This is a genomic window from Acidobacteriota bacterium (assembly GCA_016208495.1).
Taxonomy (GTDB): Bacteria; Acidobacteriota; Blastocatellia; order Chloracidobacteriales; family Chloracidobacteriaceae; genus JACQXX01.
Map to the genome: position 1 here is coordinate 47,054 of JACQXX010000030.1, position 15,446 is coordinate 62,499.

Below are 15,446 nucleotides of genomic sequence, written 5' to 3' on the forward strand. Positions count from 1 at the left end.
GACTGCCTCCAGATGGATGAAATCAGCAATGTGTGGGACGTCTTTGAGCGCACCTCGTTGGCGGGTACAGCCATCAACACATTGATCGGTGTGGACTGCCAGACTACTTTTATCTTCCCCAAATTTCAACCTGTCACAGGTTTCAGTTTTGAGATCCAAGCCATGAAAACCATTCATGTTGACCAAAAAACAGGTCTTCAACACGTTCGCTTCTCGGGGTTTATTGAACGCTTTCGGCTCGCCGGTATCCAGATTTGCGGTTTGGGATTGCTGGTGATCTTGTTTTTGGGGTCAACCGTCAGCGCCCAAACCGCCAGATCCAAACCCACGGCCTTCCCAACCCGAGAACTGGCTGAATTTCATAAAGCCCTTTCCCCACTGGTCAAGCAGGCATTGCCAAACAAGGATTTTGGCCGAATCCGCCGCAGTACCCCAGTCCTGAGCCGGTTGCGCACAAAGATTCTGCAATCCCCACTCCCGCCAGTCCGAAGCGAAGAAGAACCGGGCATCCACGAATTGCTCAGTTTTCTTGATGAAGCCACCAGCGATCTGGTACGGGTGGTCAACGAACACGGTAGCAATGATGATGTCAAAGACGCCCTGCTCGCCATTGAGTTGGAATTTGAGGATCTGGTGGATGCGATAAACTCGGCGAAAGAGTAGGGGAGTTGGGGTGGAAAGAAAAAAGGACATAAAGGACGAAAAGGACATAAAGGACATAAAGTCAAAAACTTAGAAGCTCAAGCTCAGGAGGTTCACACCATTTTGGAATGAACCCACCGTATTACGGCAAGGTTAAATTATTGAAAGAATTGGGTTTCTCTGACCCCTGACCCCGATACCCTGACCCCAAATTGGTATCACATCATGCTTTCGTCTTTTATGTCCTTTTCGTCCTTTCGCTGTTTTCCCAGCCCCAAACACAAAAGGTGAAAGACCAGCACGTCTTTCACCTTTTCTAGCTGTTGAACCTTTCGAAAACCCCGAACCCCGAACCCCGAACCCGGAACCCCGAACCCTAATCAGCGGCCACGGTCTCAACTTTGCGAACCCGACGTTCGAAATCTTCACGGAATTTCTTCATGGCACTGGTGATTGGCCAGACGGCAGCTTCACCGAGCGGGCAATGCGAACGGCCTTCGATATTGGGACAAATCCGTTCGATGATCTTTAAATCTTCGGTTGTCCCATCGCCGCGTTTAATTTTCTTGAAGAGTTTCAAGAGCCAGTCGGTGCCTTCCCGGCACGGCGTACACCAGCCACAGGATTCGTGGTTATAGAAGTGAATCAGGTTAAACGTGGTTTCAAAGATGTCGGTGGTTTCATCCATCACAATCACGCCACCGGACCCAATCGAAGAACCCGCTTTGACCATACCTTCATAGTCCAGCGTGGCGTCTTCGCATTCCTTGGCCGTCATAATGTACACCGACGAACCGCCAGGAATGATCGCTTTCAATTTGCGTCCCCCCCGGATTCCGCCACAGTCTTCATTGATCAGCTTCATCAAGGGATAACCCATTGGAACTTCAAAGTTTCCGGGTTTGTTGACGTGCCCGCTGACCGAAAACATCTTGGTACCGCCTGATTTTTCAGTACCGAGGCCCCGATACCAGTCACCACCTTTCAGGATGATGTGCGGGACGGCGGTAAAGGTTTCGACGTTGTTGACAATTGTCGGGCAGCCATAGAGGCCAGCCACGGCTGGAAACGGCGGCTTGATGCGTGGGTGACCACGTAGACCTTCAAGTGAATTGAGCAGTGCGGTTTCTTCGCCGCAAATGTAGGCACCTGCCCCTGGGTGGACAAAAATATTGCACTCAAAGTCTGTTCCAAACAGGTTTTTGCCGAGATATCCGCGCTCGCGGGCTTCGGCAATCGCGGTTTCAAGAATTTTGATGAGATACCAGTATTCGCCGCGGATGTAGATGTAGGAGAGTTTGGCCCCAAGCGCAAAAGCCGCAATCGCCATTCCTTCAATCAGTTGATGGGGATCATATTCCATCAACGGGCGGTCTTTGCACGTCCCTGGTTCGCTCTCGTCGGCATTGCACACCACATATTTGGGTTTGGGCGATTGGCGCGGCACAAAACTCCATTTGAGTCCGGTCGGGAAGCCAGCACCACCGCGTCCGCGCAAGACTGACTTTTTGACTTCATCAATCACCTGATCCTGGGTCATCGTGGTGACGACTTTTTTGAGCGCCTGATAGCCTTCAGTCGCCAGGTAGGTATCAATGCTTTGAGAATTTGGCATCCCAAATCGTTTGGTAAGCAGCTTCATTTCCATGATTGCCTCAAATAGTATCGTTTGCCCTGAACACCAGCTTTCCTTGCCACAAACAGCGCCTGGCATCCGGCAGGTCATTTGCCCAGAACACGACGAAAAGTCTGAATGAATTCAATTCCTTACGGGAGCGAGTCCAAAATCTGGTCGATTTTTTCCGGCGTCAGATTTTCATGGTAATCAAAGTTGATTTGGAACATCGGTGCCGTACAGCACGAGCCCAAACACTCGACTTCGCTCAACCGGAACCGTCCGTCTTCGGTGCGCTGCCCAGGCTTGATTCCCAATCGCTTGACCAGATGGGCGGTGATATCTTCGGCACCGCACAAATAACAACTGATTGTCCGGCATACCTGAATATGATATTTACCAATTGGCTCAGTAAAATACATCGTGTAGAAGGTTAACACTTCATACACGTCGTTCATTTCAACTCCGAGCTTTTTGGCGACAAATCGCATGCCATCCTTACTAATCTGGTTTTCTTCATTCTGAACCAGATGCAGCAAGGGCAGAATAGCAGAGCGTTTGACAGGGTACCGCGCAATGATTTCGTCGGCTTTTTTGTTGATTTGTTCGCTAAACATAGTGATCTCAGCGGGGAATGAGAGGGATAAGAAGTGGTGATAAACCCTGAGTTTCAGATGAAGAAATCAATGAGTGGTTAGTGGTTAGTGGTTAGTTCCTGGCTCTTTGTTCTTGGAAAGTATTGATTTCTAATCACTAACCACTAACCACTAACCACTTTCTTCAGTCTTCCTCAGCGGTCAATTTCTCCGAGCACGATATCGAGGCTGCCGATAACTGCCACCACGTCGGCAATCATGGTGCCTTCGACAATTTTCGGTAGGGCCTGCAGGTTCACAAATGACGGCCCACGAACGTGTACCCGGCAGGGTCGCTCCGTACCGTCGCTGATGATATAGAAGCCAAGTTCGCCTTTTGAGCCTTCAATCGCGTGATAGGCTTCACCCGCCGGGACGCTAAACCCATAGGCCGCCAGCAGGAAGTGGTGGATCAGCGCATCCATCTGGTGCTTCATTTCTTCCCGCTCAGGCAACACAACTTTCGGAGTGTTGGCCTTGACCGGGCCGGGTTTTAAGCGGTCCAGGGCTTGACGGCAGATTTTCCAGCTTTCGTGCAGTTCGCGCATGCGCACCATATACCGGGCGAAAATATCGCCATCCTGCTCGACTGGAATATCAAAATCGTAGGTTTCATAGCCGCAATAGGGCTCGCTCCGACGAACGTCATGCGGTAATCCCGACCCACGCAGGCTCGGGCCGGTCACCCCCAGATTGATGGCATCTTCGGCACTGATGTGCCCCACGCCTCGGGTTCGTTTCTGGAAAATCTGGTTGCCGGTTAACAACCCGTGATATTCCTTGATGGCGGCTGGAAATTCTTCCAAAAACTGGCGCACCATCTTGGCGAAGCCCGGCGGCACGTCATACGGAAGCCCCCCAACGCGGAAGTAACTCACCGTCATGCGACCACCGCAGACAGCTTCATAAATGTTGAGAATCTTTTCACGCTCGCGGAAGCAATAGAAAAACATGGACATCGCGCCCAGATCAAGGGCGTGGGTTCCCAGCCAGACCAGATGCGAGGCAATGCGCTGCAATTCAGTCAGCAGCACGCGCAGGGTCTGGGCTCGCGGCGGAATGTCATCCACAATCCCGAGCAATTTTTCGACCGTCATCACATACCCGAGGTTATTCCCCATCGGGTTGAGATAGTCCATGCGGTCGGTAATCACAATATTCTGCTGGTACTTTTTGGTTTCCATCTGCTTCTCCATCCCAGTGTGGAGATAGCCGATGTCTGGAATCGCCTGGATGACGGTTTCACCGTCCAGTTCCAGTTGTAACCGCAACACACCATGGGTTGACGGGTGCTGAGGGCCCATGCTGATGGTGACGGTATTGTCGAGGGCAGATTGTTCCCGAATATGCTGAGCCAGCTTATCTTGTGGCGCATAATCGAGATCAACAACTGTATTCCCGGTTGTTGTGGCAATTTCAGGCATATGTTGTTCCCTGATGGTTGACGGAAAATCGAGAGCTGAGGGCTTGGGGCGACTCAAGGGATGAGGGATGAAGGATGAGGGATGAAATAAAACCAATTCTTCATCCTAACTTCTTCATCCCCAAGCCCTATGTCCGAAAAGAAATCAGTACCCACGCAACGGAAAGTCTTTGCGCAACGGATACCCTTCCAGATCTTCCGGTGTCAGAATTTTGCGGAGGTCGGGGTGATTGACAAACGTAATTCCCAGTAAATCAAAGGTTTCGCGCTCATGCCAGTTGGCAGTGGCCCAGATTCCCGACACGGTGGCCACCTGACAATCGTCTTCTGGAACGCGGACTTTGAGCCGCAACCGGATTTTATTGGGGATTGAAAACAGGTGATACACGACTTCAAAGCGTGGATCTTCTTCAAGTCCGCGATCAACCCCACACAAATCCGACAGCAGGTTAAACAACAATTTGGGTTCATCGCGCAAGAAGCGGCAGACGGGCACGATGGATTCACGCTTGACGTAAACAGTGACCTCACCATTTTGGACTTTGATGTCTTCGACCGCATCTTCAAACCGCAATCGCAGTTCGGCCAGAGTATCAGTGGCCCCCTTTACGGTGGAAAGCTGGGCGTCAAGGGTTTCCATGGCAGTTTCATTGATGCTCATTTCGTAGCCACCTCTTCTAAAAGATCAATGTCTTTGCGATCACGCAGACTCTCGGTCATGATTTTTTCCTGGAGCTTCATCACGGCATACATCAAGGTTTCAGGACGCGGCGGGCAACCCGGCACATAGACGTCAACCGGAACCACCTGATGGACGCCCTGCACAATCGCGTAATTGTCAAAAATTCCGCCAGCCGTGGCGCAGGCACCCATCGAAATCACCCACTTCGGTTCCGGCATCTGGTCATAGATTCGGCGCAGGACCGGAGCCATCTTGCGCGAAACCCGGCCCGCCACAATCATCACATCCGCCTGTCGCGGGCTGGCCCGAAACACTTCAGCGCCAAACCGGGCTAAGTCATTGCGCGCGGAGGTAATATTCATCATTTCAATCGCACAGCACGCCAACCCAAAAGTGGCTGGCCAGAGTGACGATTTGCGCGACCAGTTCACCAGAAAATCCAGTGTCGTCAGACCAACTTCCGGCAACATGTCTGCAAGCTTTGTCTCTAAACCCATATCTCAACCCTCACTTCTGAATTCTGAACTCTGAGTCACCTAACTCTTTGGTAATCAACCAGATGAAGTATGAATCCTCAATCAGGGAAGTTCTTCTTCATTCTTCATTCCCTATTTGTTCCAGCGAAAGACACCCTTTTTCCAGATGTAGATATACCCAATAAACAGGATGGCAATAAACACCATCATTTCAGAAAACACAAAAATCTTGAAGGATGGTGAAATCGCCGCCAGGTCCTTAAACACCACGGCCCAGGGAATCAAGAAAATGGCTTCAATGTCGAAGAGAATAAAGAGCAGACAGACGAGATAAAACTTCACGGAAAAGCGTTCGTGGGCCGACCCAACTGGATCTTTCCCGCATTCATACGGCATCAGCTTTTCACGGGTATTGAGGCGGGGGCCGATGAAGCGGGACGTATTGAGCATGACCAGGGCTGTTCCGGCGGCCAGAAAAAACACCATTAAAATCGGAAAATAGGCAAGCAAGCTGTCAGGTTGCATGACGGAATCCTTCGTGCAGTGCGCAAAAATTGGATATCAGATCAATGGGCGATGCGCATTCTTGGTTTCGAGGTCTCTGGTTTTTGGTCAGCGATTGACATGCAGGGGTCTCAAGAGGAAGCACCGACCACCAGACACATTCATGAGGACTGAAGAGTACCACGGCGTTTGCGCCGCAAAGCTTGCGCCAGAAACAGGGTGCATTCCCGGTTGATCGGCATAAAGCGTTGCTGCGTCAAGATGTTAGGAAAAACGCGGGGGCAAGAATTTGCTCCGTGATACTAGGCCAGCCGACTTTGGAGTGTCAAGGACAGGCTGCCTTCCCTGATTGGAAGATCACCACTCACCCTTGCTCCAAACCACCTCTTATCCTTATTATGTGAGACTCTCATCAGTCAAGTTGCTGTCACGATATCTTCATCCACTCCAAAACTCTTTATATTGCGTGCCGGGAGCGTTCTGAGAGACCTGCGGCTAAAACCCACTCTTTCGCCAAGGGAACGTACATCACAATGAACGACAAACGATCTTCTTCCGTCCCCCAGGCCACCAGTTCGGAGGAAAAGCTGTTATCCAATCCCCCATCGGAGCATTTTATGACAGCGCCCACGACCGGGGCTAATCCAAATGTACTCAAGGCGGCTCTCCAACGGGAGCAGGCCGCACGCAATCGCCTGGATGCACTGGTCAAAATCAGCAGTGCCGTGAATTCAAGCCGCGATTTAAACGGGATTTTTGAAGTGATTGCGGCAGAAGTTCGTCATCTGGTGCCGTTTGATCGTGCCAGCCTGGCTTTTTTAAATGAAGATCGGACGCGAGTGCAGGTCTATGCCCTGTCATCAGATGACCCGGCTTCGCTCCAGGTCGGAAACAGCAATCCGGCTGACGGAACGGTGACCCAGTGGGTGGTTGATCGCGGGGAGCCGGTGATTAGCAATGATTTACAGGCCGAATCGAGATTTGTCTCGCATCCCAATATGCTGGCCCACGGCTTTCGGTCGTCGGTGTCGTACCCGCTCATCGTCCGCGAACAAAAACTCGGCACCCTCAATTTCACCAGCCGTCAGGCAAACTGCTATAGCGAAGTTGATCTGGACATTATTCGGCTGGTGGCGGATCCAATTGCGATTGCCGTTGATAACCTGCGCCTGTTGTCGCTGGCCGAAGCCCGCCTGCAGGAAGCCCAGGCCGTTGCGGCCCGTGAAGAGACCATCAACCGCATTGTCAGCGCCATGCGGCGCACGCTCGACACCGAATCAATTTTGCATACGACCGCCGAACAGCTCGGGCGACATACCAAGGCTGACCGGTGTCTGGTCTACACACTGGAAGATACAGATCGTTCCGGCTCGGTTCGGGCCAGTTGTTTTGCCCTTGACCCGGCGTTTTCTGGTGCCGCTACCTGGCCGACGATTCGTGAAGCAGTGACCTCTGATTTGATCCAGGGCCACCATCTGTCCTTTCCCGATACATCGGCTGATTCAGCGCCGGCTGCCATTAATAGCCTGCATCGGATTTTTGAAATCGGGGCCGTGGTGTATGTACCGGTGATTTCACAGGACAAATTGACGGCGGTGATTGAACTCAACCAAAACACCGCTCGCCAATGGAGCGAAAGCGACGTGACGCTGGTCAAGGCCGTGGCTGATCATCTGGCGGTTTCGCTCTATCAATCCCAGCTTCACCACGAAGTCATCCGCCACAGCGCCGAAAATGCCCACCTGGTCAACGAGTTGCGCGAAACCAACCAGAAACTGGCCAAGGTCAATAAGCTGAAAGATGAATTCCTGGCCAATCTCTCGCACGAACTCCGCACCCCGTTGACCGCGATCACCGCCTGGGCCGAACTGCTTGATACCCTCTATGCCAAAGACCTGGGACTGCGCACCCCTGAACTCAGCGAAGGTCTCAACACCATTCTAAATTCATCAACCGCGCTGACTCAGATTATTGAGGATTTGATTGACCTTTCGCGGATTCAAAATGACAAGCTTGATCTTGACCTGATTCCAACTGACATCCATGCGCCAATCAAAGAAGCGCTGCAGATGATTCGCCAGCAAGCCAAAAACAAGCAAATTCAACTTGAGCTACGCCAGGACAGCCACCTGCCTGCCATGCCGATTGATGCCCAACGCATCCGGCAGGTCATTTGGAATTTGTTGAGCAACAGCCTGAAGTTTACGCCTCCCAATGGCAAGATCACCGTCACCACGCAGATCCAGGAAGGACAGATTGAAGTCCTGGTGCAGGATACCGGCATTGGAATCGAACCGTCGTTCCTGCCTTATGTCTTTGATCGGTTCCGCCAGGAGGAAGGCACCAAAAAACGGCGCTTCCAGGGGCTGGGGATTGGCTTAACCATTACCAAAGCGTTGATTGAAGCCCACCACGGACAAATCAGCGTCTCCAGCGCAGGCCGCAACCAGGGCACGACCTTTACCCTGACCTTTCCACTTCCCACCAAAATCATCCACACCCAATCGCTACCACAGACAGAAGCTACCAACGGGTCAGTCGGCGCCGATTCGTCACAAAAGGAAATTCTGGTGGTTGAGGATGACCCGCTGGTCCTTCGACTGGTCGGGCGAATGGTCGAACACCTGGGCTACACGCCACATCTGGCGGAAAGTGGGCATCTCGCCCTGCAACTTCTTGAGCAATGGACGCCGGCACTGATTCTGACAGACATCAATATGCCGGAAATGGATGGATTTGAATTTCTCACCATGGTGCGCAAATCACCGCACACCGCACACACACCGGTTGTTGCCTTGACGGCATTTGTCACCAACACCGACCGGGCTCACATGGAAAAAGCGATGTTTGACGGCATTCTGGCCAAGCCGGTGCGGCAATATCAACTGGCGGAAATGATTCAAAAACAACTTGCTTTGGAGTGCGGCGGCTTGACGCCGCTTTGATGTTTTAAGAGAGGTTTTATCATGGGCTTTGTACTCAATCGCGCGCATTTCAGCCGCCTGTTCCTGAATTCACGCCACATTCGCCGGGTCGGATTTGGCGTCTGGTGTGCCCTGCTTCTGCTTTCCAACTGGGTGCCGGTCCCAACCGCTTCAGCCGAAGGGCCGTCAGCACCGGTTCGAACGCTGGTCAATCAACCAATCAGCGAATACAAACTTCGTCGTCAAAAACTGATGGATCAAACCCGTGACGGGATTGTGGTCCTGCTCGGCAATCTGGACGAAGGCAACGGGATTGACACCAAATTTCGCCAAAATGACAACTTTTTGTATTTGACCGGTGTGGAAACCCCTGGCGCCTATTTGATTCTGGCGCCAGATGGATATCAGGGCGCGAAAGAACTGCTGTTTATTCCGCCACGCAACCCAAACCAGGAACGCTGGACCGGTCCGCAGATCGGCCCAGGTGAAGAAACGGCGAAATTGTTCAATGTAGATCGCGTTCTGTCGGCGAGCGATTTTTACCGGGTGCTCTATGACATTACCAATGCGGAATTTCGCAGCGACTGGAAAAAGCTCTACACGATTGATTTCGGGAATGGTGCGAAATTTACCCGCGAACGCGAGTTCACCGATACGCTTCGTCAGACGCTCTTCAACCTGCAAATTGTAGACGTGAACCCCAAAATTGCCGAACTGCGCAAGATTAAAGCCGCCTCGGAAATTGCCTTACTGCAAAAAGCAATTGATATCACGGGTGAAGCGCAACGCGACGCCGCCCAATTTTTAGCGCCAGGACGGCATGAATTTGAACTCGAAGCCCTCATCATCGGCGCCTTTTTGCGCAATGGGGCAGAACGAGCCGGATTTCCCTGCATCGTCGGATCAGGGACTTATTCAACCATCCTGCACTACAACAAAAACAAAAAGCAGATTGACGACGGCGACACGGTGGTAATTGACATCGGCGCCGAATACAGCCAGTACACGGCTGACATCACGCGCACCTATCCAGCCAATGGAAAATTCACCAAACGCCAGCGTGAAATTTACGACCTGGTGCTGGCTGCCCAGGAAGAAGCCACCAAAGGCTTTAAACCCGGCGTGACAACGATCAACGACCTGAATCGTGTTGTCCGTGATTTCTTTAGCCAAAGCCCACTGCGAGGTGGGAACAACCTGCCGATGGATTATTTTTTCATCCATGGCCTGACCCACTATCTTGGGATGAATGTCCACGATGTCGGGGATCTTACCAAACCGCTGGCACCGGGCACGGTGATTACCATCGAACCAGGGATCTACATTCCAGATGAAAAACTTGGAATTCGAATCGAAGACGATTTTCTGGTCACCGAAAAAGGATTGGAAAAACTCTCGAAAAACATTCCTTCCAAACCAGATGAAATTGAACGCCTGATGGCGGAAAACCGGAAATAGGGTTCCGGGTTCCGGGTTCCGGGTTCCGGGTTCCGGGTTCCGGGTTCCGGGTTCCGGGTTCCGGGTTCCGGGTTTTCGATATTTATGTCTTTTTCGTCCTTTATGTCCTTTTGATCTTTTTTGTCTTTTCCTGACCCCTGACCCCTGACCCCTATCCCCTTCTCCCTCTCTACCTACACGCTATGATTCAAAGCCTTCTTACTCGTTCTCTTCAACGTCGAGCGGACTCGCTCACGATGACTGGCCGGATTTTGTACCTCACCGAAGACCCCGCCGTGATCAAACAGCAACTGGCTGGTCAAGACCTTGACTGGTCACCGGATAACCCGGCCCTGAAATTACGCGACAACATCAGCACCGACGAAATTACCCCTGGGTATGTGTGTTATTACTATGATGAGACATTGGGTGAATTTCCCTACGTCGGCTTGAAATGCGGCGACCAGTTGCCGATTGGCCGAAATGACATCCGCCAGGGTGGCTTTGCGGTCTCGGTTTCAGGCACCCGTCGTGGAAAAGGCTCCAGCCGCGAGCAATCGCCGTTTGCCGAACTCACTGCCGGGATTCAGGTTGTGATTGCCGAAAATATTGAGCGCATTTACAACCAGAATTGCCAGAACCTGGGCATTTTGACGTCAACGAATTTTGCGCTGCTCGACAAAATCAAAGCCGGTGAAGAAATCCCGTTGTCCGAATTTACCAGGGACGCAGACGACATCACGCGGCAAATTATTGAATATGGCGGGCTGTTTGCCTTCAATCTGGCCCGACTCCAGGGCAAGGTCAGCATTCCGGAAATCACCACGGCCCCGCGCCCGATGACGCTCGCGGAGAAGATTTTTGCCGAGCACATGGTGGTGGATCTGGCCCACAATCAACTTGGCGTCGCCGCCGTTAAACCAGGAGATGCCGGTTTTGTGCGGGTTGACTGGCGATTCAGCCATGAATATGTGACGCCGATGGCCGCCAGCTTTTTTGAAAAGTATGTTGGCGCAGATGAAAAAGTCACTCATCCGGAATCAGTGCTCCTGTTCCGCGATCATTTGACCTTTCTGGATCAGGTTTTGTCGCCAGAACGCCGCAAACTTGGGTTGCTTGACGCCGCCGCCGGACTGGCTATTAAACAACAGTCATTTGCCAGCCAGCAGGGACTCACGCTCCACGGCGAACTCACTGACCGCAAAGGGTCAGAAGCCATCTGTCACAGCAAAATGTTGCAATCCTATGTGCTCCCCGGACAGATCATCGTCGGTTCGGACTCACACACGACCCATTCAGGCGCTGTCGGATGTATTGCCTTCGGCATTGGCACAACCGATGTCTTTAATGCCTGGATTACCCAGGATGTGCGGGTCAAGGTACCGCCATCAGTCAAAATCGTGGTTCATGGTCGCAAACCGGAAAGCCTGACGGCCAAAGACTTTATGCTGGAGATTTTGCGACACCCCTATGTCAAAAATGGCGAAGCCATCGGCAGCATTGTCGAATATACCGGCGAAGCCGTGGCTGCCCTGTCCATTGACGAGCGCGCCACAATGACCAATATGGCCGCCGAAGTCGGTGCCTTTACCGGCATTGTGGCGGCTGATGAAAAAACGGTCGAGTACCTGATTGCCCAACGCGGCATGTCACGGGCTGAAGCCGAACGGCTCTGTGCTGGCCGGTACAGCGACCCGGATGCCGAATATGCCAGAGTCATCGAAATTGATGCCTCAGCCATGCGACCGCTGGTTGCCCTGCCCGGCGACCCGGGCAATGGCGTGGCGATTGATGAACTGACCGAGCCGGTCAAAATTGATATTGCCTACGGCGGCTCCTGCACCGGCGGCAAAGCCGAAGACATGGATCTCTATGCCCAGGTCTTTCGCGAAGCACTTGATCAGGGAAATCGAGTGGCCGACTCGGTCCAGTGCTTTATTCAATTTGGCTCACAGGAAGTTCGGGAATACAGCGTGGCACGCGGGTATCTGGAAATCTTTGAGAAGGTCGGCGCCCAGGTCATCGAACCAAGCTGCGGTGCCTGTATCAGTGCCGGGCCGGGTGTCAGTACCCGACCCGACCAGATCACCATTTCGGCCATCAACCGAAACTTTCCTGGCCGGAGCGGACCGGGACAAATGTATCTGGCCAGTCCCCTGACCGTTGCCGCCTCAGCGATTGCCGGGCGCATTACGGAATATAAACCAGCTATTCCAAAGCACATCGCCCAGGGTAAATAATGCCAGTTAGGGTTCAGGGTTCAGGGTTCAGGGTTCAGGGTTCAGGGTTCAGGGTTCAGGGTTCAGGGTTCAGGGTTTTCGAATTTATGTCCTTTTCGTCCTTTATGTCCTTTCTAGCCCTGAACCCCGAACCCTGGAACCCAAACCTGTGCCCCTCAATCGCCGGAATATTCGGTCAAACTTCTTTTGGGCTCCCTGCAAAAAGACAGTTGCCCGTGAACCCAAAGCCGTGCATGCTTACCACCTCCATCTTTTCCTTTCCGCTATTTTCAAGACACTTCCAAGGGGGCAACCAGCGGGGTTTTCGAAACCACTCACGTTCACCTCAGCCAGCGAAAGTCTGGCGGGCGTTGGGTTTCAGCTTGCAACCACACACGACAAGCCAGGGGAAACTTACCGTTCACCAAGGAAGATCGTATGGGACTGTTCGACCAAATTCGCTCGATCACGCACCAGATGTCCACGATGCTGGACGACGCCAAAGCCCGGCGTGAAATTGACCGCTACGAACAAGAACTCCGCACCAATCCCAACAGCGTCCACGCCCTCCAGGAACTCAGTGCCCTGTATCAGGAAATTGGCGAGAATAATAAAGCCGCCGAAATCCTGGCCCGGGCGGCAGACATCCACCGCCAGCGCCAATCCATTGATCTCGCCCTGGGCCTGCTGCGACAGGCGGAACGCCTTGCGACCAAAGAGCAGCGTCCAGCCATTATTCGCCCGCTGGTTGAGATCTATACCCAGTTGAAACGCTATGATGAAGCCGCCCAACATATTCGGCAGGCACTTGATTCCTTCATCACCAACCAGCAGCGAACCGAAGCGGTAGCCTTTATTGAAAGCCTGCCGCCACTTGGGAAAAAAGATCAATTATACCGTGGCGAGTTTATGGAGATGATGCGGGTTGGGCCGGAAGGCAAATCCGTTGAATCATCCGGGTCCTGGGTGCTTGATAAAGCAGCCTTGCCCAGCCAGGGGATGTTTCCGAAAGTCAGCGACAAATTTCCTGAACAAACCCTTCTGATTGTTGACGACGACTCGGAAATGCTCCAGGTCTTAACCACTCTTTTCATTCCATTTGACTGTAAAATCATCACGGCGGCCAATGGCGAAGAAGCACTGGCCAAAGCGATTGAACAGAAGCCAACCCTGATTGTTTCGGACTTGATTATGCCGCGCATGGATGGGTGTGAGTTCTTTACCGCCTTGCGGCAACACCCAACCCTGAGCGAAGTTCCGTTTGTTTGCATGTCTTCGCGTGGCCAGGAAGAAGAACGACTGGCGGCCCTGGCTCAGGGAGTCGAGGAATACTGGGTCAAGCCGTTTGTATTGCCTGAACTGCTCTTCAAAATGCGGAATCTGTTGAAGCGGCTGCGCCCACCCGCCGATTTATCAGGACGGCTTTCGGAAATGAGCGTGGTTGAACTCCTGCAATTCCTTGATTCAAAAAAGAATACCGGTATTTTGACACTTCGCTCAAAACCATATAAAGCCTGGGTGTATATCAGCGATGGTCAGGTTATCAACGCGATCCTGGACTCGATTCAAGGGCGGATGGTCATTTATAAAGCGGTGTACTGGTTGACTGGCGATTTTGAATTTCGATCCTGTCAGGTGACAGCCAGCGACACCATTGAACTCCCGACCCAGACGCTGGTCGTTGAAGCCATCCGTCGCTATCAACAGGCCCAGCAAATTATGGATACCTTTCCAGATCAGTCGCTGGTGTTTAAATCCACAATTGAACTCCAACAACTGACCACGACCGAACCGGAACTGGCGGCCCATTTTAATTATTTAATGGCCGTGTTTAATGGTCAGCGTACGTTGCAGGACTGCCTGGCGATTCTAACCGGAGACCTGGAGGCACTGGTGCTGGCCCAATCCCTCATCAAGCAGAATTACCTGATTCCCTTATCTTCCGGGTGATCGCTTCTTAAAAATACGCGTTGAGCCCCTTGCCCCAGCCTGAGTCTGATTGCAGACACGAGCTGGGGTTTGTTGTTTCTGGCGAAACAGTCAGAAAATCATCATTTTAAGACACTCAACAAAAGCTTAGTTATTTCCGGTAAAATATACTTGACATCAATACACTCAGATTTTTATTATAGCAGCAACATCAACATTTACACATTTACACATCATGACGTCAGTTCATTCATTGAACACCAGGAGGTTATTAAGATATGTCCCGAGCACTTGCATGCACCCCAGCTTCAGCCGTACCAGCTTTTTCAAATCAACTGCTCAATCGCTGGCTGCAGGATTCCTTCACACGGTTTGAATCTCCATCCCTGAGCCAGACCCAGGGTCCAGCCGTGATTGTGTATGAGACCGCCGAAGCCTTCGTGGTTCAGGCTGAATTGCCAGGTTGGTTGCCAAACCAGGTCACCGTAGACTTTGAAAACCAGACGCTGACCCTCAAGGGAAACCGCGAACTGCCCAATGACGACACCCGCAAATATCATCGAGTCGAAGGGTTCTTTGGCCAATTTACCCGCTCATTCAAAATTCCGAGCACCATTGACGTTGATACCGTCAAGGCGGATTTGAAGGAAGGTGTATTGACAATTACCCTGCCGAAGAAAGAAAGCGTGCGTTCGCGCCAGATTACAATTGAAGCCAACTAAACCCGGGTTCCGGGTTCCGGATTTTCGAAGGTTTTGTATTTTAACCCTCAGCCCTTAGGGACTGTAAAAATACAACTTCCCGTTTTTATCGAAAGTCACCCGGAGAGATCCAATTTCAGAACAGGAAACCACGAAAAACACGAAAAACACGAAAAAGAAATCCAAAGACTTCAATGGGGTCTGAGCTTTTGTCAGGGAAAGTGCCACCGAACTCAAAAGAAAATGGCTTCGACCCAAA

The 15,446-nt window shown here is 52.0% G+C and carries 12 protein-coding genes; 6 read left to right on the forward strand and 6 right to left on the reverse strand.

Features of this window, described 5'->3' with window-relative positions; translation table 11 throughout:
• The first annotated feature begins 162 nt into the window (after positions 1-162).
• Complete coding sequence (locus HY774_05495) at positions 163-663, forward strand: hypothetical protein (GenBank protein ID MBI4747920.1); 501 nt, start codon at positions 163-165, stop codon at positions 661-663.
• A gap of 355 nt (positions 664-1,018) precedes the next feature.
• Here HY774_05495 and nuoF read toward each other — a convergent pair whose 3' ends face one another.
• The 6 genes from nuoF to ndhC all read right to left on the reverse strand — a co-directional run bounded on the left by nuoF (position 1,019) and on the right by ndhC (position 5,998).
• Entirely contained in the window at positions 1,019-2,290 is a 1,272-nt protein-coding gene (gene nuoF / locus HY774_05500; protein ID MBI4747921.1) for an NADH-quinone oxidoreductase subunit NuoF, read from the reverse strand.
• Positions 2,291-2,409: 119 nt separating this feature from the next.
• Entirely contained in the window at positions 2,410-2,874 is a 465-nt protein-coding gene (nuoE, locus tag HY774_05505) for an NADH-quinone oxidoreductase subunit NuoE (protein MBI4747922.1), read from the reverse strand.
• Positions 2,875-3,047: 173 nt separating this feature from the next.
• Complete coding sequence (locus HY774_05510) at positions 3,048-4,316, reverse strand: NADH-quinone oxidoreductase subunit D (GenBank protein ID MBI4747923.1); 1,269 nt, start codon at positions 4,314-4,316, stop codon at positions 3,048-3,050.
• 144 nt (positions 4,317-4,460) lie between these two features.
• Positions 4,461-4,955, reverse strand: coding sequence for an NADH-quinone oxidoreductase subunit C (locus HY774_05515; GenBank protein ID MBI4747924.1), 495 nt, complete (start codon positions 4,953-4,955; stop codon positions 4,461-4,463).
• Positions 4,956-4,972: 17 nt separating this feature from the next.
• Complete coding sequence (gene nuoB / locus HY774_05520) at positions 4,973-5,494, reverse strand: NADH-quinone oxidoreductase subunit NuoB (protein ID MBI4747925.1); 522 nt, start codon at positions 5,492-5,494, stop codon at positions 4,973-4,975.
• Positions 5,495-5,605: 111 nt separating this feature from the next.
• Positions 5,606-5,998: an NADH-quinone oxidoreductase subunit A gene (gene ndhC / locus HY774_05525; GenBank protein ID MBI4747926.1), complete on the reverse strand. Its 393-nt coding sequence runs from the start codon at positions 5,996-5,998 to the stop codon at positions 5,606-5,608.
• Between the two features lie 512 nt (positions 5,999-6,510).
• Here ndhC and HY774_05530 point away from each other — a divergent pair.
• The 5 genes from HY774_05530 to HY774_05550 all read left to right on the forward strand — a co-directional run bounded on the left by HY774_05530 (position 6,511) and on the right by HY774_05550 (position 15,208).
• Entirely contained in the window at positions 6,511-8,922 is a 2,412-nt protein-coding gene (locus HY774_05530) for a GAF domain-containing protein (GenBank protein MBI4747927.1), read from the forward strand.
• Between the two features lie 21 nt (positions 8,923-8,943).
• Positions 8,944-10,359 (forward strand): aminopeptidase P N-terminal domain-containing protein, encoded by a 1,416-nt coding sequence (locus tag HY774_05535; GenBank protein ID MBI4747928.1) that lies wholly within the window; start codon positions 8,944-8,946, stop codon positions 10,357-10,359.
• A gap of 182 nt (positions 10,360-10,541) precedes the next feature.
• On the forward strand, positions 10,542-12,578 hold the full coding sequence (locus tag HY774_05540) for a 3-isopropylmalate dehydratase (GenBank protein ID MBI4747929.1): 2,037 nt from the start codon (positions 10,542-10,544) through the stop codon (positions 12,576-12,578).
• Positions 12,579-12,995: 417 nt separating this feature from the next.
• The gene (locus tag HY774_05545) at positions 12,996-14,507 is read left to right on the forward strand and encodes a response regulator (GenBank protein MBI4747930.1); all 1,512 of its coding nucleotides are present in this window, start codon (positions 12,996-12,998) and stop codon (positions 14,505-14,507) included.
• Between the two features lie 257 nt (positions 14,508-14,764).
• Positions 14,765-15,208 carry an Hsp20/alpha crystallin family protein gene (locus HY774_05550; GenBank protein ID MBI4747931.1) on the forward strand — a complete coding sequence of 148 codons (444 nt, stop codon included), beginning with the start codon at positions 14,765-14,767 and terminating at the stop codon, positions 15,206-15,208.
• Positions 15,209-15,446 lie beyond the last annotated feature (238 nt).

Coding starts and splice junctions, on each gene's coding strand:
- HY774_05495 (MBI4747920.1), top strand. CDS start 163: ATGAAAACCATTCATGTTGACCAAAAAACAGGTCTTCAACACGTTCGC.
- nuoF (MBI4747921.1), bottom strand. CDS start 2,290: ATGGAAATGAAGCTGCTTACCAAACGATTTGGGATGCCAAATTCTCAA.
- nuoE (MBI4747922.1), bottom strand. CDS start 2,874: ATGTTTAGCGAACAAATCAACAAAAAAGCCGACGAAATCATTGCGCGG.
- HY774_05510 (MBI4747923.1), bottom strand. CDS start 4,316: ATGCCTGAAATTGCCACAACAACCGGGAATACAGTTGTTGATCTCGAT.
- HY774_05515 (MBI4747924.1), bottom strand. CDS start 4,955: ATGGAAACCCTTGACGCCCAGCTTTCCACCGTAAAGGGGGCCACTGAT.
- nuoB (MBI4747925.1), bottom strand. CDS start 5,494: ATGGGTTTAGAGACAAAGCTTGCAGACATGTTGCCGGAAGTTGGTCTG.
- ndhC (MBI4747926.1), bottom strand. CDS start 5,998: ATGCAACCTGACAGCTTGCTTGCCTATTTTCCGATTTTAATGGTGTTT.
- HY774_05530 (MBI4747927.1), top strand. CDS start 6,511: ATGAACGACAAACGATCTTCTTCCGTCCCCCAGGCCACCAGTTCGGAG.
- HY774_05535 (MBI4747928.1), top strand. CDS start 8,944: ATGGGCTTTGTACTCAATCGCGCGCATTTCAGCCGCCTGTTCCTGAAT.
- HY774_05540 (MBI4747929.1), top strand. CDS start 10,542: ATGATTCAAAGCCTTCTTACTCGTTCTCTTCAACGTCGAGCGGACTCG.
- HY774_05545 (MBI4747930.1), top strand. CDS start 12,996: ATGGGACTGTTCGACCAAATTCGCTCGATCACGCACCAGATGTCCACG.
- HY774_05550 (MBI4747931.1), top strand. CDS start 14,765: ATGTCCCGAGCACTTGCATGCACCCCAGCTTCAGCCGTACCAGCTTTT.